The sequence below is a fragment of the Mesorhizobium sp. U510 genome (assembly GCF_059180695.1).
Genome location: NZ_CP180532.1, coordinates 2,551,477 through 2,569,991 on the forward strand (window position 1 = coordinate 2,551,477; position 18,515 = coordinate 2,569,991).

The following is an 18,515-nucleotide window of genomic DNA, read 5'->3' on the forward strand; positions in this document are numbered from 1 at the left end:
CTGCCGTTTTGTCAGCGATGGCCGTACTGGCTGACCAACTCGGGATCGCGGACGAGGCCGTCGAGCCACGTCGGGTCAAGCTTCGGGACGGAGGAGAACAGAAGCTTGGAATAAGGGTGGGTGGGCGCCTTCAGTTTGTCGGGCGTGATCTGCTCGACCCGCTCGCCATTGTACATGACCATGATCTCGTCGCAGATCGCTTCGACGACTGAAAGGTCGTGGCTGATGAAAATGTAGGAAAGGCCCAGCTCGCGCTGCAGCTCCTTGAGCAGTTCGATCACGGCGGCCGCCACCACCGTGTCGAGCGCCGAGGTGATTTCGTCGCAGATGATGAGCTTAGGGCCGGCCGCCAGGGCGCGTGCGAAGTTCACGCGCTGCTTCTGGCCGCCCGAGAGCTCCGACGGCCGACGGTAGCGCAGCGTCCTGGGCAGGCGAACCATGTCGAGCAGTTCATCGACGCGCTTCGAGCGCGCCTGCCTGTCGAGTTGGTGATAGAAGGCCAGCGGCCGGGCAATGATGTCCTCCACAGGCTTGGCCGGGTTGAGCGCGGTATCGGCATACTGGAACACGATCTGCATCTCGCGCAACTGGTCCTGGCTGCGTTTCCCCGCGGCGCGCTGCAGTTCTTTGCCGTCGAATATGATGTCGCCGGCCGCCGCCGGATGGATGCCGGCGATGACTCGCGCCAGCGTCGATTTTCCGCAGCCGGATTCGCCGATAATGCCGAGGTTGCGTCCCTTCTCGACGACCAGGCTGACGGAATCGACGGCCCGGATGAGTGGCAGCCCGTTATCCCGCACCGCGCCATAGCCGGCGGTCACATTGTCGATACGCAGCAACGGCTTCGCGCCGGCATCCGTGTCCGCGTGCGCTTGCCGCGGCTTCGGCTCGAAGGCAGCCAAAAGGTCGCGCGTATAGGGGTGCTGGGCGGCCGAAAGAATCTGAGCGGTGGTGCCGGTCTCCTGCACTTCGCCGCCCTTCAGCACAACGATGTGGTCGGCGATCTGGGCGACGACGGCGAGGTCGTGCGAAACATAGACCCCCGCTATCCGACCCGCCCGCATAACCGCCTTGAATGCTTTCAGCACGTCGATCTGCGTGGTCACGTCGAGCGCGGTGGTTGGCTCGTCGAAGATGACCAGCTTGGGATCGCCGATAAGCGCCATGGCCGCCGACAGCCGCTGCAATTGCCCGCCTGAAACCTGGTGCGGGTAGCGCGCGCCAATCCCTTCCGGATCCGGCAGCGACAAAGCCCGGAACAGTTCGACCGCGCGCTTTCGCGCCTGCTCGGGCGGCATAAGGCCGTGGATGCGCGTGACCTCGATCACTTGCTCCATGATCGTCGACGAGGGGTTGAAGGAGGCGGCGGCACTTTGCGGAACATAGGCAATGTCGGTGCCGCGCAATTTGGCGCGCTGCTTTTCGGACAGTGCCGCCATGTTCTTGCCGTTCACATTGATCTCGCCGCCGGTGATCCGGCAGCCGGGCCGCGCATAGCCCATGAGGGAGAGCGCCACCGTTGTCTTGCCGGAGCCGCTCTCCCCGATCAGGGCGACGATCTCGCCGTCGGCGATGTCGATGCTGACGCCCTTGATGATTTCGACGATGCGTCCGGCGTCCGTCGTCGCCTCGATCCTCAGGTTCCTGACCTCGACGAGATTGGTCATGTGTCCCTGTCCCTGATCTTCTGCGGCAGGTTGTCGATCAGCAGGTTGACGCTGATGGTGAGACTGGCGATCGCCAGCGAGGGAATGATGACGGCGGGAGCCGCGAAGGGCAGGCCGCCGATGTTCTCGCGTACCAGGGCGCCCCAGTCGGCGAGCGGCGGCTGCAGGCCGAGTCCGAGGAAGGACAGGCCTGAGAGCAAGAGCACGATGAAGACGAAGCGCAGGCCAAAATCGGCCAGAACCGGGCGGATGATGTTGGGCAGGATCTCGGACCCGATGAGATAGGCGGTGCTTTCGCCGCGGACGCGGGCGACGGTCATGAAGTCCATGGTATTGATGTTGACGGCGAGCGCCCGTGCGAAGCGGTAGGCGCCGGGTATGTAGATGACGGCGAGCGTCAGGATCAGCGCCGGGATCGACGAGCCCACCGCGGCGACGACCACAAGGCCGAACAGCTTGCTGGGGATGGAGTTCATGGCGTCAAGGAATCGGCTTAGGCAGGTGTCGAGCCAGCCGCCGGTGACGGCCGCGACCATCCCCAGCACCACGCCCGAAAAGCAGGCGATGGCGACGGCGGCGAGCGATATGCCGACAGTGTAGCGCGCGCCCATGAGCACCCGTGAGAGCATGTCGCGCCCCAGATAGTCGGAGCCGAGCCATAGACCCTGACGCATCGGGCCGAAATAGTCGTCGTCGACTATGTCGCCGATCGAATGGGGAATGATGGCGGGCGCGAAGATGGCGATCAGCGTCCACGCCAGGATGACCAGCGCGGCCACGACGCCCACGAGATTGTAGCTGTGGCCCAGGAAGGACCGTGGGGAAGCTGCCACACGCGCCATTGTCACCTGAGCCTCGGGTTGGACATGATGGCGATAATGTCGGCGGCGGTGATGAGCAAGAGATAGCCGAGGCAGAAGATCATTGCGCAGCTTTGGATCAACGGCAGGTCGCGGGTCGCAACCGCATCGACCATCAGCTTGGCGATGCCGGGGTAGTTGAAGATCGTCTCCACGATGATGACGCCGCCGACCAGATAGGACAAAGACAGCGCAACCGCGTTGACGATCGGCCCGAGCGCATTGGGAAGCGCGTGCTTGAGCACCATGCGGCCGCGTGAAGCGCCCTTGAGAAGCGCCATCTCGACATAAGGCGTGGAGAGCGTTTCGATCACAGCCGCACGGGTCATGCGGATCATCTGTGCGGAGATGACGAAAGTGAGTGTGATCACTGGCATTGCATAGATGCGCACGAGGTCGGTCAGCGTGTGCGCCTCATTGACCGAGGAAAGTGCCGGCAGCCATTTGAGATAGACAGCGAAAAGCAGGACCGCGAGGGTCGCGACCATGAATTCCGGCACCGAGATGACGCCGATCGAAAGGATGGTGACGGTTCGGTCGTAGAGGGAGCCACGCAGCATGGCGGCGGTGATGCCGAGCGTCAGCGCCAGCGGCACCGAGAGCAGGGTGGTGATGCCGGCGAGCTCCATTGTGTTGACAAAGCGCCCGCCGATCAGCGCCGCGACAGGCATCTCATTGGCATAGGAGGTGCCGAGGTCACCGTGGAGCAGGCCGAGAAGCCAGCGCAGGAAGCGCAGGATTGCCGGATCGTTGAGATGCATGGCATCGCGCAGGCCGGCGACGGCTTCCGGAGTCGCCGCCTGGCCGAGCAGGATCGAGGCGGTATCGCCAGGCAACATGCTGGTGGCGAAAAAAACCGCGAATAGCACTATCAGAAGCGTGACGACCGCGATCGCCAGCCGCTTCAGCACGAGGTTTAGAACCCCAGACGTCATTGAAGCGCTCCTGCGGTTGCGTTCGGCCAAGCCATGTTGCGCAATAGGTGCCGGGGACCGGCTGTCCGGTCCCCGGCAGGTGCCTCTCAGGCTTCGAGCCAGAGATATTCCGCCATTGCGTAGCCCATCATGCCACCGAGCGGGTTCGCCTCCAAACCCTTCACCTTGCTGGAGAGAGCATCAACGTTGGAAATGTAGGCCGGGATGATGGTGCCGGCCTCCTCTGAGACCATGCCCTGCATCTGGTTGTAGATTTCCTTGCGCTTGGCCTGATCAAGCGAGCCGCGCGCCTCGACGAGCAGCTTGTCGAACTTCTCGGACTTGTACTGGCTTTCGTTCCAGGGCGCGTTGGAGGCGTAGAGGAGCGAGAACAGGATGTCCGGCGTCGGGCGCGGATTGATGTTGCCGAAATGGATCGGCGCCTTGAGCCAGTAATTGTCCCAGTAGCCGTCCGACGGAACGCGCTGGACGTCCAGCTTCATGCCGATATCGGCGCCGGCGGCCTGGATGATAACAGCCATGTCGATCGACGAGGTCGCGGCGTCGGAAGCAATCACGGGGATGGACTGGCCGAGCAAGCCTGACTTCTGGAAGTGGAACTTGGCCTTGTCCGGGTCGAAAGCCTTCGGCTTGATGTCGGGATTGTGGAAGATGTTTGCCGGGGAGACAGGCTGGTCGTTGCCAATCTCGCCAAGTCCACGCAACGCCGATTTGACGATCTGCTCGCGGTTTACCAGATACTTCATGCCAGCCACGAAGTCGGCCTTGTTGCCCGGATCCATGTCGAGCCGGATGTTGAGGTCGGTGTAGTTGCCCGAGGTCGTCTTCGACAACTCGAAGCCCTGCTGCCCGCCAATGAGCTTCATCGCGCGTGGATTGATCGAAGCCGCAAAATTGATGTCACCAGAAAGCAGGGCGTTGACGCGGGCGCTGTCGTCGCTGATGGCGATGAACTCGAAGGAGTCGAGATAGGGCTTGCCTGATTTCCAATAATTCTTGTTCTTGGTGACGACCGACCGCACGCCCGGCTCGAACGTCTGCAGCACGAAGGCGCCGGTGCCGTTGCCCTTGGAGAAGTCCGTGGTGCCGTCCTGGACGATCATGAAATGGTGTAGCGCCAGGATGGTCGGAAGGTCGGCATTCGGGTCGGCGAGCGTGATCTCCACGGTCGACTTGTCGACCGCCTTGAAGCCGGTCATCTGCGCTGCGATCTTGGCGACCTTGGAACCGACCGCCGGATCGAGATGGCGCTTCAGCGAGAACACCACGTCATCGGCGGTGAGAGCCTTTCCATCGTGGAAGGTGACACCCTTGCGCAGCTTCACCGTCCAGGTCTTGGCGTCCTTGCTGTCGAAGCTTTCAGCCAGCTCCATCTGCGTGACGCCGTCCTTGTCGAGGAAAGTCAGGCGGTTGTAGAGCGAGCAGCAGCGGACATAGTCGGTCGACAGCGACGCCTTTGCCGGATCGAGCGTGTCGGCGGTCGAGGACGACCAGCCGGCGGCCTTGAACGTTCCGCCGGAAACCGGTGTGGCGGCGACCGCATTGGTGGCACGGCCAAGCACCATGCTGCCCGCGGCGACCGCGGCGCCGCCGGCCAGCAGCATCTTGAGGAGTTCGCGGCGGCTCGCGCCCCGCCGGATGGCATTTTCGACCATGGCATCGTCTGCGCTGGTCCAGTTCGTGATCTTGTCGGTCATATCATTCCCCTTTCTGTTTGTTTTCCGGCTTGCTCGTCTTGCTGCGGCTTTCCGGGTTTGGGTTCAGGTTCGTTCCTTCAGGCTTTCCCGCACCGCTGCGGCAAGGGCGGCCATTGACGTGAAGTGGTAGTTCGGCGCGGTGAAGCGATCGGGCTCGATCGTGCCGCCATAGCCCTTCTGGGCGTGCCGGCGCTCGATCCAGCAATTGGTCACGCCAAGCGCTCGGGATATGCCGATGTCGTGGTACTGACTTTGCGCGACGTGCAGGATGTCATCCTTGCTGTCGCCCCGGGAGGCCACGAAATCGAAGACCTTCTGGAAGAAGGCCGGGTCCGGTTTCTCCGTGCCTGTATCATCGGCCGTGAAGGTGGCGAAAAAGGGCGAACCGAGCTGCTTTTCGAAATGATCTAGTGCCCAACGTCTTGCATTGGTCATGGCGATCAGCCTGTGCGACTTCGCAAGGTCCGCCAATGCCGCCGCGCTGTCGGGGAAGCCTTGCCAGACGCTGGCCGAGTCCCGCAGCCGGATGCCGTATTTCTCCTCGGCCGGCAGGCCGAGTTGCGGCGCGATGGCTGTGTAGACACGCACGAGATCGTCGGGAAACAGGCCGGCATCGGGCATGTAACGGGCCTGCCGGTAGAGGCTCAGCGCTTCCTCGCCATCGATCGAAACGCCGGCCTCGGCGGCAATTCCCGCCAGGCAGGTCGTGATCCCGCCTTCGAAGTCGATCAGCGTACCAACCACGTCGAAGGTCATATATTTGAATTCGCTAAAGCCCCTGGCCAAGACTGGCTCTCCTCTGCGTTCGGCCGAATTGCATGTGTTGAACAGAACAAAATTCCGTGCTGCCTGGGGCGTGGCCTTTCGAAGGCCCGGAGATCCAAGCTTTCTGGCCTTGTCTTATGAGCAGTCTGGCACTTCCCCCGCGCTGGATTCGCCGAAAAGGCGTGAAGGGGCGGCACAAAATTGCGAAATCATCCGCCCCGGCGATATTTCGAGACGCGACATATTCCGCCGCCTTCATGCCACGGCCTGGCGGACATCGGGATCGGCCAGCGTCTGGTCGAGCGTCCGGCGTGTGCGCTCGATGACCGCGTCGATGTCGGCGTCGGTGCAGCAGAGCGGGGGAGCATAGCCGAGAACCCCGTTGGCAAAGGCACGGATGATGAGGCCGTTGTCCCACGCCCTGTCGAAGATACGCCGTGCCGGCATTGCCGACGCCGGAAGCGGCGTCTTCTTGTCCTTGTCGACCACCAGTTCGATGGCGGCAAGCATGCCGCGACCGCGTACATCGCCGACAAGCGGATGGCCCCTCAAGCCCTCCAATCCCGCCATCAGGCGGGCACCGGCCTTGATGCCATTGTCCAGAAGGCCGTCTTCATAGAGCTTTAACACTTCGAGCGCGACGGCAGCGCTGACGGGATGGGCGGAATAGGTATAGCCGTGGCCGACGGCCGAACTGCCCGCGCCATCGGCAATGACATTGTAGACATGATCGGCCATGAACACGGCGCCCATGGGAACATAACCCGAGGTCAGCCCCTTGGCGGTCGTCATGAAATCGGGGACGATCTCCTCGTCGGTGCAGGCGAACAGCGGTCCCGTGCGCCCGAAACCGGTGATCACCTCGTCGGCGATGAACAGGATGCCGTACTCCCGGCAGAGTTCGCGCATGGCCTTGATCCAGCCTTTTGGCGGAACGATGACGCCGCCCGAGCCCTGTATCGGCTCGGCATAGAAGGCGGCGACCCGTTCCGGCCCGATCGCCTCGATCTTGGCCTTCAGCGCGGCGAGCGATGCGGCGATGATCGCGTTACCGTCCTCGCCGACCGGGTTGCGATAGGGATAGGGTGAAGGAATCTTGTGCTGCCATTCGAAGGGAATGCCGAAACCGGCGTGAAAGGCGGGCAGGGCGGTCAGGCCCGCGCCGACCACCGACGACCCATGGTAACCCTGTTCGATGGAAATGAACTGGTCGCGTTGCGGCTCGCCTTTGGCATTCCAGTAATAGCGGACGAAACGGATCGTGCTGTCGACCGCGTCCGACCCGCCAAGCGTGAAAAAGACGTGATTGAGGTCGCCCGGCGCCCGCTCGGCCAGTTCTGAGGCGAGCCGGATCGCGGGCTCCGAACCGAGATCGAAATAGGCAGTGGCGTAGGGAAGCTCGCGCATCTGCCGGGCCGCCGCCTCGACGATGCTGTCATGGCCGTAGCCGGCATTGACGCACCACAGCCCGGCGAAGCCATCGACGAGTTGCTTGCCGGACGCGTCGGTCACGGTCGCCCCTTTCGCCGATTTCAGCACACGCACGCCAAGCGCCTCATGGCCACGATATGAAGCGACCGGGTGGATGAGATGGGCGCGGTCGAGTTCGATCAGCGAATTGGCGAGCATTGTTATCCTCCTAGCCGAGCGCCTGGTTGGCGAGCGCGTAAACTTTCGGCCTGATCCGGTCCGCGCCCGTCCTGGGTGGACGGTCCATGGCCACACCGCCGCCGACATGGGTGAGGCCGATTTCCTCGAGCCAGCTGGCGATGCCGGTCACGCTGCCGGTATCCACGCGCAGGAAGGCGCCGGGACGCGGCGCGGCAAAGAAGCCGATCAGGGCCTTCGCCTCGTCGGCGCTTCCCGCGATGACCGGACCGATCACCTCGCCGCGTCCGAACGGGCGGATCGCGGCATAGGCCTCGATGGCGCCGTTGCGGCGGAAGACGGCGAACTGGCCGCGCTCCGCCAGCGCATCGATCAGAGCTTCGCGGTCGGCGCCATAGGCGTCGCGGTCCAGCGCCTTGATTTCAGGGAGATCGTCGATGCCTGCGGCTGCCACGCCACCGGGCGCACCAAGCTCCGCAACCTTGCCCTGATGCTGCAGGATGGTGCCGGACGGCACGAAGCCCAATTTCTCATAGAGAGGCATGCCGTCTGCCGTCGCGACGAGCCGCAGCGGACGGTTCCCGGCCAAGGCGAAGGCCTGATCCATAAGCTGGCGTCCAAGCCCCTTGCCGCGCGCGTTCCTGTCGACGATCACCATGTTGATCATGGCGCAATCCATGCCGTAGGGGGTGACCAGGATGGTTCCGGTGACGCGGCCCTGACCATCGAGCGCGACCGCGCCGCTCGAAAGCTGCAACGCCATCTGCCAATCCTGCGGGCGATGCGGCCAATTCTCCTGGCGAGAAAGCGCCACGGCGCCCTCGATATGGTGCGGCCCGAAGGCCTGGAGTTCGATCTCGCCCTGCGGCATGAGGCATCCTTCCGTCTGATGCCAAGTTTCGACCATCAGCGCGCCGCAGATCGTCTGAAGGCCCTGGCTTCGACGGTATCTTTCGCCGTAGCGCAGGCGGTGCGCCGCATCTTGTGCTGGCGGTGCAGGCGCCTCACGCCGCGGGCGGCACCACAATCGGCACGCCAGATGCTACAGCGTGCCAAACCGGACCGCGGATACGGAACTTTCTGCTTTCGAGAGGGTGATTTCGGTCAGGTGGGCCGCTGCCTGCCGTCCTATGATGAATACATCCCAACGCGGATGTGCTTCCACCGGAGATCGACGGACATGGCTTCCTTCAGGCCCAAATACATCACCTTCGACTGCTACGGCACGTTGATCCATTTCCAGATGGCGGAAGCGGCGCGCGACCTCTACGGCAGCCGCCTCGACGAGCCGCGCATGCAGGAGTTCATCAAGAATTTCTCGGCGTATCGGCTCGACGAGATCATGGGCGACTGGAAGCCCTATGCCGACGTCGTCCATAGCGCGCTCGAGCGTACCTGCAAGCGCAACGGCGTCGCCTTCAGCGACGACGACGCCAGGATGGTCTATGAGCGCGTTCCGACCTGGGGGCCGCACGCCGACGTTCCGGCGGGCCTGGCGAAGGTCGCCAAGGAAATTCCGCTGGTCATCCTCTCCAACGCCATGAACGCGCAGATCATGTCCAATGTCGAGAAGCTCGGCGCGCCGTTCCATGCAGTCTACACGGCCGAGCAGGCGCAGGCCTACAAGCCCCGTTTCAAGGCCTTCGAATACATGTTCGACAGGTTGGGTTGCGGCCCGGAGGATGTGCTTCACTGCTCGTCTTCGTTCCGCTACGACCTGATGTCCGCGCACGATCTCGGCATCAAGAACAAGGTCTGGGTCAATCGCGGCCACGAACCGGCCAACCCGTACTACGGCTATGTCGAGATATCGGACATTTCCGGTCTGGCGGGCGTCGTTGGGCTCTGAAACAGGCGGATTGCCGATGAAGTTCGTCTCCTACTGGCACGATACCGCCCCGGTCTTTTCCGGCGGGGCGCAAGGCCCGGTCGAGGGGCACTATGATGCCGCCATCATCGGCGGCGGCTTCACCGGCCTTGCCGCCGCGCGCCAGCTGGCGAAGGCCGGTGCCAAGGTGGCCGTGTTGGAGGCGGAGCGTGTTGGCTGGGGCGCGTCCGGGCGCAATGGCGGACACCTCAACAACGGCCTCGCCCACAGCTATCTCTCGGCCAAGGCGGAGCTCGGCAAGGAGCGGGCAATCGCGCTCTACCGGGCGTTCGACAGTTCCGTCGACACCATCGAGGCGCTGGTTGCCGAAGAGGGCATCGACTGCAATTTCCGCCGCGCCGGCAAGCTGAAGCTCGCCTCGAAGCCGCAGCATTTCGAAGCAATCGCCCGCAACTTCGAAGCCCTCCATGCCGAGGTGGACCCGGATACGGCGCTGCTGTCGGCGGCCGATCTGGAATCCGAGATCGGCTCGCCCTTCCATGGCGCGATGCTGTCGAAGAAGAGTGCCATGATGCATATGGGCCGCTATGTGGCGGGTCTCGCCACTTCTGCCACCCGCCATGGCGCCGTCATCCATGAGAACACGGCGGTGACCGATCGCAAGCAGGCCGGCAGCAGGCATGAGCTGACCACTTCGCGCGGCCGCATTAGCGCCGACAACGTGCTGGTGGCGACCGGCGCCTACACCACGCCTGACTTCAGCTATTTCCGCCGCAGGATCATTTCCGTCGGCAGCTTCATCATCGCCACGCGGCCGCTAAGCGACGCCGAGATCACTGCCACCATGCCCGGCAACCGGACATGCGTGACCTCGATGAACATCGGTAACTACTTCCGGCTCTCGCCGGACAATCGTCTGATCTTCGGCGGCCGCGCACGCTTTTCGGCGACATCGGATCAGCGCTCCGACGCAAGGAGCGGACAGATCTTGCGGGCGGGCCTCGCGGCGATCTTTCCGCAGCTTGCCAAGGTTGAGATCGACTATTGCTGGGGCGGGCTGGTCGACATGACCAAGGACCGCTTTCCGCGCGCCGGTTACCATGACGGTGTCTGGTACGCGATGGGCTATTCCGGCCACGGTGCGCAGCTTTCCACCCATCTCGGCATGATCCTGGCCGATGCCATGCTCGGCCGCGAGGACCGCAATCCGCTCAAGGGCCTCGAATGGCCATCCATTCCCGGCTATTCCGGCAAACCCTGGTTCCTGCCGATGGTAGGCCTCTACTACAAGGCGCTCGACCGGGTGAGGTAGGGCAGTAGGGCAGTAGGGTGCTGTCTTCCGTACTGCCGTATTGCCTTACTCCCTTACTGCCCTATTCCCATGTGGAAGCTCTTCATCTCGAGATATTCCTCGATGCCGGCCTGCGCGCCCTCGCGGCCGAGGCCGGACAGCTTGACGCCGCCGAAGGGGGCGACTTCGATGGAGACCGAACCGGTGTTCAAGCCCACCATGCCGAACTCCAGCGCCTCGCCGACGCGCCAGGCGCGTTTCAAATTCTCGGTGTAGAAATAGGAGGCAAGTCCGTAGGGCGTGCCATTGGCCAGCGCGATCGCTTCCTCTTCCGTCTCGAACCGGAAGAGCGGCGCGACCGGACCGAACGTCTCTTCACCGGCAAGCTGCATGTCCTTTGTGGCGCCGCTCAGCACCAGCGGCGCGACATACTGAGGGCCCTCCGGCAGCACCGGTTTCTCGGTGATGATGGCAGCACCCTTGGCGAGCGCGTCCTCGACGTGGCGGTTGATCTTCTCGACCGCCGCCATGTTGATCATCGGCCCGATAGCGACGCCGGGCTGCGTGCCCGGTCCCACCGTCATGGCGTTGACGCGAGCCGAAAGCTTGGCGGCGAAGGTTTCGTAGACACCAGCCTGGACGAGGATGCGGTTGGCGCAGACGCAGGTCTGGCCACCATTGCGGAATTTTGACACCAGCGCGCCCTCGACGGCGAGGTCGAGATCGGCGTCGTCAAAGACGATGAAGGGCGCGTTGCCGCCGAGTTCGAGGCTGAGCCGCTTCACGCTGTCGGCCGCACCGCGCATCAGCAGCGAGCCGACACGCGTCGAACCGGTAAAGGAGATTTTGCGGACGGTTTCGTTCGCCATGATCTCGTTGCCGATCTCCGTGGGCATGCCGGTGACGATGTTGATGACGCCGGCGGGAATACCAGCCCGTTCGGCAAGCACGCCGAGCGCCAGCGCCGAATAGGGCGTGAACTCGGACGGCTTGATCACCACGGTGCAGCCGGCGGCCAATGCCGGCGCGACCTTGCGAGTGATCATCGCATTGGGGAAATTCCACGGCGTGATGATGCCGCAAACGCCCACCGGCTCCTTCAGCACGATGATGCGACGGTCTTGCGTCGGCGAGGGGATGGTGTGGCCGTTGATGCGGCGCGCCTCCTCCGCGAACCATTTGACGAAGGAGGCGCCGTAACGGATCTCGCCTTTGGCCTCGTCCAGCGGCTTGCCTTGTTCCGTCGTCAGGATCAGCGCGAGATCGTCCAGATGCGCCAGCATCAGGCCGTGCCATGCCTCGAGGAGGCCAGCACGCTCGGCGTTGGTTTTCTTCTTCCAGTCGCCATAGGCGCAGGAGGCGGCGTCTATGGCCGCGCGGGTCTCCGGGCCGGCCATGTCCGGTACGGTGCCGATGGCAACCTGCGTCGCCGGATCGATGACATTGACGATCTTGCCGGAGCCGGCAGCGACCCATTCGCCGCCGATCAGGCCGGCTTCGCGGAAGAGATATCTGTCTTTCAGGTTTTTCATCGAAAACGACCTTGCAATCAGGTGAGCGCCGCGACGACCGCGGCGGTGATGGCTTCCGTGCGGTCCTTGCCGGCAACGGTGCCTATGCCTCTGGCGGTTGCGGCTTCGACCGCCTTCATGACGCGGTCGGCCGCGGCCTTTTCGCCGAGATGATCGAGCATCATGGCGCCGGACCAGATGGTGGCGATCGGATTGGCGATGCCCAGATGCGCGATGTCGGGCGCCGAGCCATGCACCGGCTCGAACATGGACGGCGCCGAGCGGTCGGGATTGATGTTGGCGGAGGCGGCGTAACCGAGCCCGCCCTGGATCGCTGCGCCGATGTCGGTGAGGATGTCGCCAAACAGATTGGAGGCGACCACCACGTCGAGGCTCTCCGGCGCCATGATCATGCGCGCGGCGAGCGCATCGACATGATAGCTGGTCACTTCGACGTCAGGGTAATCCGCAGCCAGCTTTCGCGCGATCTCGTCCCAGAACACCATCGAGTATTTCTGCGCGTTGGACTTGGTGACGGAGGCCAGCTTGCCCCGCCGCGACCGCGCCTGTTCGAAGCCGAAGCGCAGGATGCGCTCGACACCGGCGCGGGTGAAGATCGAGGTCTCCACCGCAACCTCGTCCAGCGTGCCTTGATGCACGCGCCCGCCGGCGCCCGAATATTCGCCTTCGGTGTTCTCGCGGATGCACAATATGTCGAAACCTTCCGCCCGCAGCGGCCCTGTCACGCCCGGCAGCAGCCGGTGCGGGCGGATGTTGGCGTACTGCACGAATGCCTTGCGGATCGGCAGCAGCAGGCCGTGCAGCGAAACGGAATCCGGCACCTCCGCCGGCCAGCCGACCGCGCCGAGAAGGATGGCGTCGAAGCCGCGCAAGGTCTCGATGCCGTCCTGCGGCATCATGCGGCCGGTCTCCTTGTAGAATTTGCAGGACCAGGGGAACTCGGTTCCGGTCAAGGCAAAGCCCGCGTGTTTGGTTGCGGTCTCCAGCACTGACCAGGCGGCGGCGGTCACATCGCGGCCAATGCCGTCACCGGGGATCAGGGCGATCGAATAGGACTTCATCGGCATCTCTCTAGAGGCTGATCAGGACGCTCTTGGTCCTGCGGTTGGCGAGATAGGCCTCGCGGCCGAGATCCTTGCCGATGCCGGAGCGCTTGTAGCCGCCGGTCGGCAGGATATGGTCGCGCGAGCGGCTGTAGCGGTTGACCCAGACGGTGCCCGCTTCGAGCTTGCGCGCGAAGCGGATGGTGCGGGACAGGTCTGAAGTGAACAGGCCGGAAGCCAGTCCGTAGGTCGGGTGGCTGGACAGCGCCAGCGCCTCCTCCTCGGTCTCGAAGGTCTGGACGGTCAAGACCGGGCCAAAGATTTCCTCGACGATCGCCGGATTGGCCTGGTCTACATCTGCGATCAGCGTCGGCTCGTAGAAATAGCCTGGGCTGTCCATGACCCCGCCGCCGGTCAGGCATTGGCCGCCGGCTTCGACCGCGGCCCGCACGATGCCGTCGACACGCGCCCGCTGCCGCTCCGAGATTATGGGCGAATACTGCGTCGCCTCGTCCCAGGTCGGGCCGGGCCGTACCGCCTTCATCTTCTCCAGGATCGCGGCCGTCAGCCTGTCGGCCACACTCTTCTTGACGATCAGGCGCGTACCGGCCACACAGGCCTGACCGGCGTTGAAGGTGACGCTGCCGGCAATCGCGGTCGCCGCCTTGTCCAGATCGGCATCGGCAAAGACGATCTGCGGGCTCTTGCCGCCGAGTTCCAGCGTCATCGGCTTTACGCCGGTGCGTGCGACATTCTCCATGATGGCCGAGCCGGCGCGGGTCGAGCCGGTGAAGCTGACCTTGGCGATCTCGGGATGTCCGGTCAGTGCCGTGCCGGTCGTCGAACCGTCGCCCAGCACCACGTTTATGAGCCCCGCCGGCAAGCCTGCTCTGACGGCGAGTTGTGCCATGTAGACTGCCGAAAAGGGCGTCATTTCCGACGGCTTCAGCACCACCGCATTGCCCGCCGCCAGCGCCGGACCAAGCTTCCACCCGGCCATCGAGATCGGAAAATTCCAGGGTGTGATCGCGCCGACCACACCATAGGGCTGGCTCATGATCATGCCGAGAGTGGTGTCGTCGGTCGGCACCAGCTCGCTGCCTTCCTTGTCGGCGAATTCGGCAAAGAAGCGAATCTGCTCGGCAGTCACGCCGATGTCGCCGGCGACGATCTGGCCGACGGGCCGGGTCGAGCACAGGGCCTCGATTTTTGCCAGCGTTTCGGCTTCCGCCTCGATCAGGCCGGCCCAAGCCTGGAGTGCCCTGGTGCGCTCGCGCGGCCGGACGCCGCCCCAGTTGCTGGCCTTTAGCGCCGCCTTGGCGCTCGCCACCGCGCGGTCGACCATATCAACGTCCGCCACCGGGCTGGCGGCGTATGCCTTGCCATCCGACGGTCGGCGCAACTCGAGCGCACCCTCGGTCGCGATGAGTTCTCCGCCGATGAAATGGCCGACGGGAAGGGAGACGGTATCCGGGTCGAAGCTCAGGCCCATGGGCGCCTACTTTCAGCTATTCTGGACGACCCTAGCGCTGGCAGGAGCGCAGCATGCGCCGTTCGGCGATCGGTCGCGGATGATTGTTGCGTGCTGGCAATGAGGGACGGCAAAATCTGTTGCGGAGGCCAGCACCTCAGGCGGAGCCGTTACCCTACTGTGACGTAGATTTTGCGCACCGTTTCGATGGTCTTCCAGACACCGGTGAAGCCAGGCTTCATCACGAAGCTGTCGCCGGTGCGGTAAGTCACCGCCTCGCCGCCATCGGGCGTGATCTCAATCACGCCGGTGAGGATATGGCAAAACTCGAAGGTCTCCCCCTTGATCGAGCGCGTCTCGCCGGGCGTCGCTTCCCAGACGCCGGTATGGACGAGATCGCCCTTGGCCGTGTCCTGCGCCCAGGTCTTGAAGGCGGGGTTGCCGGCAATCAGCCGTTCGGGCAGCGCCTGGGATTCACGCGGCGGGAAGGCGGGGCTGGTGTCGACGGTCTTGAGCAGGGACAAGGGATGGCCTTTCAGGTTGGATTCAATAGCCGCGCGACCGGTCGACGAGCCCGATGGGGTCGAGGCCGGCGCGGTGGCGTCGGATGTTTTCGATGACGGCCCGCGCGGCTGTCGCGGGCTGGGTGACGCTGGCGACATGCGGAGTCAGGATGATCTTCGGATGCCGCCAGAACGGATGGCCGACAGGCAGCGGTTCGGGATCCGTGACGTCAATCATCGCCGCCGAAAGGTGGCCGTGGTCGAGCGCGGCGACAAGCGCCTCGTGGTCGAGCTGTGGTCCCCGGCCCGTGTGAACGAGCGCCGCGCCCTTGGGCAGTTTCGCGAACAGGTCGGCATCGAGGAAACCACGCGTATCCCTGGTCAGCGGAAGCAGGCAAACGAGTATGTCGCTGGCCGCAAGCATCTCCTTCAGTCCAAGCTCGCCATGATGACAGGAGACGCCCTCGATCTGCCGTGGCGAGCGGCTCCAGCCGGCGAGCGGAAAGCCGAAGGGTTTCAGGCGATCGAGGACGGCCTGCCCGAGTTGCCCGAGGCCGAGCACGCCGATCCGGCGCGACCCGGCTTGGAGTTGCGTGATGTCGCGCCATTGGCCGGCGCGCTGCTGCGCGAGATAGGCCGGCAGGTTGCGGTGCAGGGCGAGCACGGCAAGCGTCACATACTCCTGCATCATGCGCACGATGCCTGCCTCGATCGTCCGCACGATCTTCACGTGTTCCGGTACGGTATCGAGGTGGAACTGGTCCGCGCCGGCGCCAATGGAAAACAGGATCTCCAGGTTCCTGTAGCGCGCGAGGTCTTCTGGTGCAGTCCAGGCAATGAGATAACGCACCGCGTCGGGATCGACCGTTGCGGCATCCATCGTGAAGGGTACGTCTGGCAGTTCTTTGGCGAAGGCTTCGGCGAAGATCGCCCCGCGCCGCGCGTCGGAATTGAACAGGAATGTCATTCCGGTTCCCTTCAAGCCGCGCAGCGGGCGCCCAGCGCCTCGGTCAACCGCTGGCAGGCGGCGAGTTCACTCGCGAGAATGTATTCGTCAGGCTTGTGGGCGCGATCGATGTCGCCTGGTCCGCAGATGATCGCATCGAACCCGGCGTCCTGGTAAAGTCCGGCCTCTGTGCCGTAGCTGACGGCGGCAAGCGGCACCTCGCCTGTCAACTCGCGCAGAAGTGCCGCCAGTGCCGCGTCTTGTGGGAGCGACAGCGCCGGATAGGCGCTCATCGGTTTCCACTCGACCCGAAAGCCTTGGGCCGCAAGCGCCTCTGCCCGTGCCTTGACGGGCGCGAGCAGGCTGGCAGGGTCGACGCCGGGTACGGCGCGCGCCTCAAGGTCCAGCGTGCAGGTGTCGGGAATGATGTTGACCTGATGTCCACCCGCCACCACGCCGGCCTGCAGCGAGGAGTAGGGCGGCTCGAAATCAGGGTCGAACGGACCGTTCGTCAGCCGCTCCGCTTCGCTCACGGCCGCACTTAGCGCGCCGGCCATGGCGTGGATGGCGTTGAGGCCGAGATCGGGCCGCGACGAATGGCCGGAGCGCCCATTGATCATCAAGCGGGCGGCTGCCTTGCCCTTGTGGCCGCGCACGGCGCGCAAGCCGCTCGGCTCGCCGACGATCACGCCGAGCGGCTTGGCGCAGAGTTCGGGAAGGCGGGCGATCAAATGCGGCACGCCGCGGCATCCCACCTCCTCGTCATAGGAGAAGGCGAAATGGATCGGCCTGGCAAGGCGCAGTCTCGCCAGCGTGGGCACGGCGGCGAGCACTGCGGCCAGAAACCCCTTCATGTCCGTGGTGCCGCGTCCGTAGAGCCGTTCGCCCTCCTTGCGCAGCGCGAAAGGGCTCGAACTCCATTGCGGCTCGCTAGCGGGAACGACATCCATATGGCCGGACAGGATATAGCCCGGGACATCACAGGGGCCGATCGTCGCGAAAAGATTGGAACGATCGCCTTCCGGCCCTGGAAGCAGCGTGACCTGCGTCGCGTGTTTTGCGAGATAGGCTTCGATCCAGCCAGCGATGTCGCCGTTCGGTTTGCCGGCGACCGATGGAAAGGCGACGAGACGGTCGAGGATGTCGAAGACGTCCATTCCTGCCCTCAAAACGTTCGGGTTCGCCGGGATCAGTGCCGTCGACCATATGCTGCTAGATTTCCGGAGAGAGTGTGTGCATTCTTGCGCTATTGCGTGCCGAAAGCTGAAATGTTTCAGTTGAATCTTGCGTTGCTGCACGGCTTTCGAGCTAATCGTACCGGTCCGCTCGTTTAGCGTTGGCGGGCAGAGGGTGGCCATCGGTGTGCGGCGCTCAGGACGACAATCTTTTAGGGGCATGGACTTGAAGCCGTCGGGAAGCTTGAAGATCGACACTTTCTCGATGCGGATCGGCGACATCGAAGGCGTCGAACTGGACCGCTTGCACGCGCACTCGCTCGCTGTGGGATGGCCGCATCGCGCCGAGGACTGGCAATTTCTGCGTGAATCGGGAGAGGGGGTCGTGGCCCTCGACGAGATCGGCAGGGTTCTAGGTTCGGCTATGTGGTTCGCGCATGGTGACGATTTCGCCACCGTGGGGATGGTCATCACATCGCCGCGACTCCAAACGCTGGGAGCGGGGCAATGGCTGATGAAGCGGGTCTTCGACAAGGTGGTCGGTCGCGATCTGCGCCTCAATGCAACGCGCGCGGCAAAGCGGCTCTATCTCTCGCTCGACTTCCAGCCGGAGAAGACCGTTTATCAATGCCAGGGCATCGCCCGGATGCAGACGATGGCTGGGCCGGCAAATGCGCGAGGCGATGTCCGGACTTTGGACGCAAGGGATATTCCCGCGGCAATCGCGCTCGACGCGGCAGGATTTGGCGTGAGGCGGGCGGCGCTCATTGAAAAGCTTTTCGCGCATTCGGTCGGCTATGGTCTTTTCAAGGGTGACAAGCTGAACGCGTTCGCGCTTTGTCGGCCGTTCGGGCGGGGCCATGTCGTGGGACCGGTCGTGGCGGAAAGCGACGCCGACGCCGTGGCGATCGTCCGGCCGCACGTGGCCGACCATTCGGGGTCTTTCCTGCGGATCGACACCCACATGGACACTGGCGAGTTCGCCGACTTTCTGTCGCACAGCGGAATGCCGGTTTTCGACACGGTGCTCACTATGTCCATGGGCAAACGCCTCAACGATTTTGCCGTCGGCGACGCCGTTGCACCGGTGACCTATGCACTCGCCAGTCAAACTCTCGGGTAGTTGACCCAGGACCCGTACCGTCGCGGCTGCCCCACCTCGCGTCACTCTAGCGGCGCTAGCCAACGGTACCA

The 18,515-nt window shown here is 64.0% G+C and carries 16 protein-coding genes; 3 read left to right on the plus strand and 13 right to left on the minus strand.

The annotated features are described in order from the left end of the window. Positions 1–11: 11 nt before the first annotated feature. The 7 genes from ACLGL5_RS14015 to ACLGL5_RS14045 form a co-directional block, all read right to left on the minus strand. The gene (locus tag ACLGL5_RS14015) at positions 12–1,667 is read right to left on the minus strand and encodes an ABC transporter ATP-binding protein (RefSeq protein ID WP_069091327.1); all 1,656 of its coding nucleotides are present in this window, start codon (positions 1,665–1,667) and stop codon (positions 12–14) included. Continuing rightward, positions 1,664–2,509 carry an ABC transporter permease gene (locus ACLGL5_RS14020; RefSeq protein WP_141700908.1) on the minus strand — a complete coding sequence of 282 codons (846 nt, stop codon included), beginning with the start codon at positions 2,507–2,509 and terminating at the stop codon, positions 1,664–1,666. Before ACLGL5_RS14020 ends, ACLGL5_RS14015 begins: the two co-directional genes overlap by 4 nt. A gap of 2 nt (positions 2,510–2,511) precedes the next feature. Next, positions 2,512–3,462, minus strand: coding sequence for an ABC transporter permease (locus tag ACLGL5_RS14025; protein ID WP_069091328.1), 951 nt, complete (start codon positions 3,460–3,462; stop codon positions 2,512–2,514). Positions 3,463–3,548: 86 nt separating this feature from the next. Then, positions 3,549–5,159 (minus strand): ABC transporter substrate-binding protein, encoded by a 1,611-nt coding sequence (locus ACLGL5_RS14030; RefSeq protein WP_069091329.1) that lies wholly within the window; start codon positions 5,157–5,159, stop codon positions 3,549–3,551. 63 nt (positions 5,160–5,222) lie between these two features. Further along, positions 5,223–5,915: an HAD-IA family hydrolase gene (locus ACLGL5_RS14035; protein WP_420871198.1), complete on the minus strand. Its 693-nt coding sequence runs from the start codon at positions 5,913–5,915 to the stop codon at positions 5,223–5,225. Between the two features lie 264 nt (positions 5,916–6,179). Next, the gene (locus tag ACLGL5_RS14040; RefSeq protein WP_069091330.1) at positions 6,180–7,553 is read right to left on the minus strand and encodes an aspartate aminotransferase family protein; all 1,374 of its coding nucleotides are present in this window, start codon (positions 7,551–7,553) and stop codon (positions 6,180–6,182) included. Between the two features lie 10 nt (positions 7,554–7,563). Continuing rightward, positions 7,564–8,403 (minus strand): GNAT family N-acetyltransferase, encoded by an 840-nt coding sequence (locus tag ACLGL5_RS14045; RefSeq protein WP_027047224.1) that lies wholly within the window; start codon positions 8,401–8,403, stop codon positions 7,564–7,566. Between the two features lie 309 nt (positions 8,404–8,712). On the opposite strand from ACLGL5_RS14045, the gene ACLGL5_RS14050 reads away from it, so the two are divergent. Then, the gene (locus ACLGL5_RS14050) at positions 8,713–9,381 is read left to right on the plus strand and encodes a haloacid dehalogenase type II (RefSeq protein WP_038652131.1); all 669 of its coding nucleotides are present in this window, start codon (positions 8,713–8,715) and stop codon (positions 9,379–9,381) included. A 16-nt stretch (positions 9,382–9,397) separates the two neighbouring features. Beyond that, positions 9,398–10,672 carry an NAD(P)/FAD-dependent oxidoreductase gene (locus ACLGL5_RS14055; RefSeq protein ID WP_069091331.1) on the plus strand — a complete coding sequence of 425 codons (1,275 nt, stop codon included), beginning with the start codon at positions 9,398–9,400 and terminating at the stop codon, positions 10,670–10,672. A 53-nt stretch (positions 10,673–10,725) separates the two neighbouring features. Here the strand turns inward: ACLGL5_RS14055 and ACLGL5_RS14060 are convergent, their stop codons facing one another. From ACLGL5_RS14060 to argE, 6 genes are all read right to left on the minus strand, one after another. Continuing rightward, on the minus strand, positions 10,726–12,183 hold the full coding sequence (locus ACLGL5_RS14060) for an NAD-dependent succinate-semialdehyde dehydrogenase (RefSeq protein WP_069091332.1): 1,458 nt from the start codon (positions 12,181–12,183) through the stop codon (positions 10,726–10,728). A gap of 17 nt (positions 12,184–12,200) precedes the next feature. Next, positions 12,201–13,244: a tartrate dehydrogenase gene (locus ACLGL5_RS14065; RefSeq protein WP_038644698.1), complete on the minus strand. Its 1,044-nt coding sequence runs from the start codon at positions 13,242–13,244 to the stop codon at positions 12,201–12,203. A gap of 10 nt (positions 13,245–13,254) precedes the next feature. Next, on the minus strand, positions 13,255–14,718 hold the full coding sequence (locus ACLGL5_RS14070) for an aldehyde dehydrogenase family protein (RefSeq protein WP_069091333.1): 1,464 nt from the start codon (positions 14,716–14,718) through the stop codon (positions 13,255–13,257). 149 nt (positions 14,719–14,867) lie between these two features. Further along, positions 14,868–15,221, minus strand: a complete 354-nt coding sequence (locus ACLGL5_RS14075) for a cupin domain-containing protein (RefSeq protein WP_027047222.1) — start codon at positions 15,219–15,221, stop codon at positions 14,868–14,870. A 22-nt stretch (positions 15,222–15,243) separates the two neighbouring features. After that, positions 15,244–16,167: a 2-hydroxyacid dehydrogenase gene (locus ACLGL5_RS14080; RefSeq protein WP_069091334.1), complete on the minus strand. Its 924-nt coding sequence runs from the start codon at positions 16,165–16,167 to the stop codon at positions 15,244–15,246. A gap of 11 nt (positions 16,168–16,178) precedes the next feature. Beyond that, a complete protein-coding gene (gene argE / locus ACLGL5_RS14085) occupies positions 16,179–17,303 on the minus strand; it encodes an acetylornithine deacetylase (protein WP_069091335.1) in 1,125 nt (374 codons plus the stop codon). Between the two features lie 238 nt (positions 17,304–17,541). Here argE and ACLGL5_RS14090 point away from each other — a divergent pair, with 238 nt between their 5' ends. Beyond that, positions 17,542–18,444 carry a GNAT family N-acetyltransferase gene (locus ACLGL5_RS14090; protein WP_069091336.1) on the plus strand — a complete coding sequence of 301 codons (903 nt, stop codon included), beginning with the start codon at positions 17,542–17,544 and terminating at the stop codon, positions 18,442–18,444. Positions 18,445–18,515: the final 71 nt, after the last annotated feature.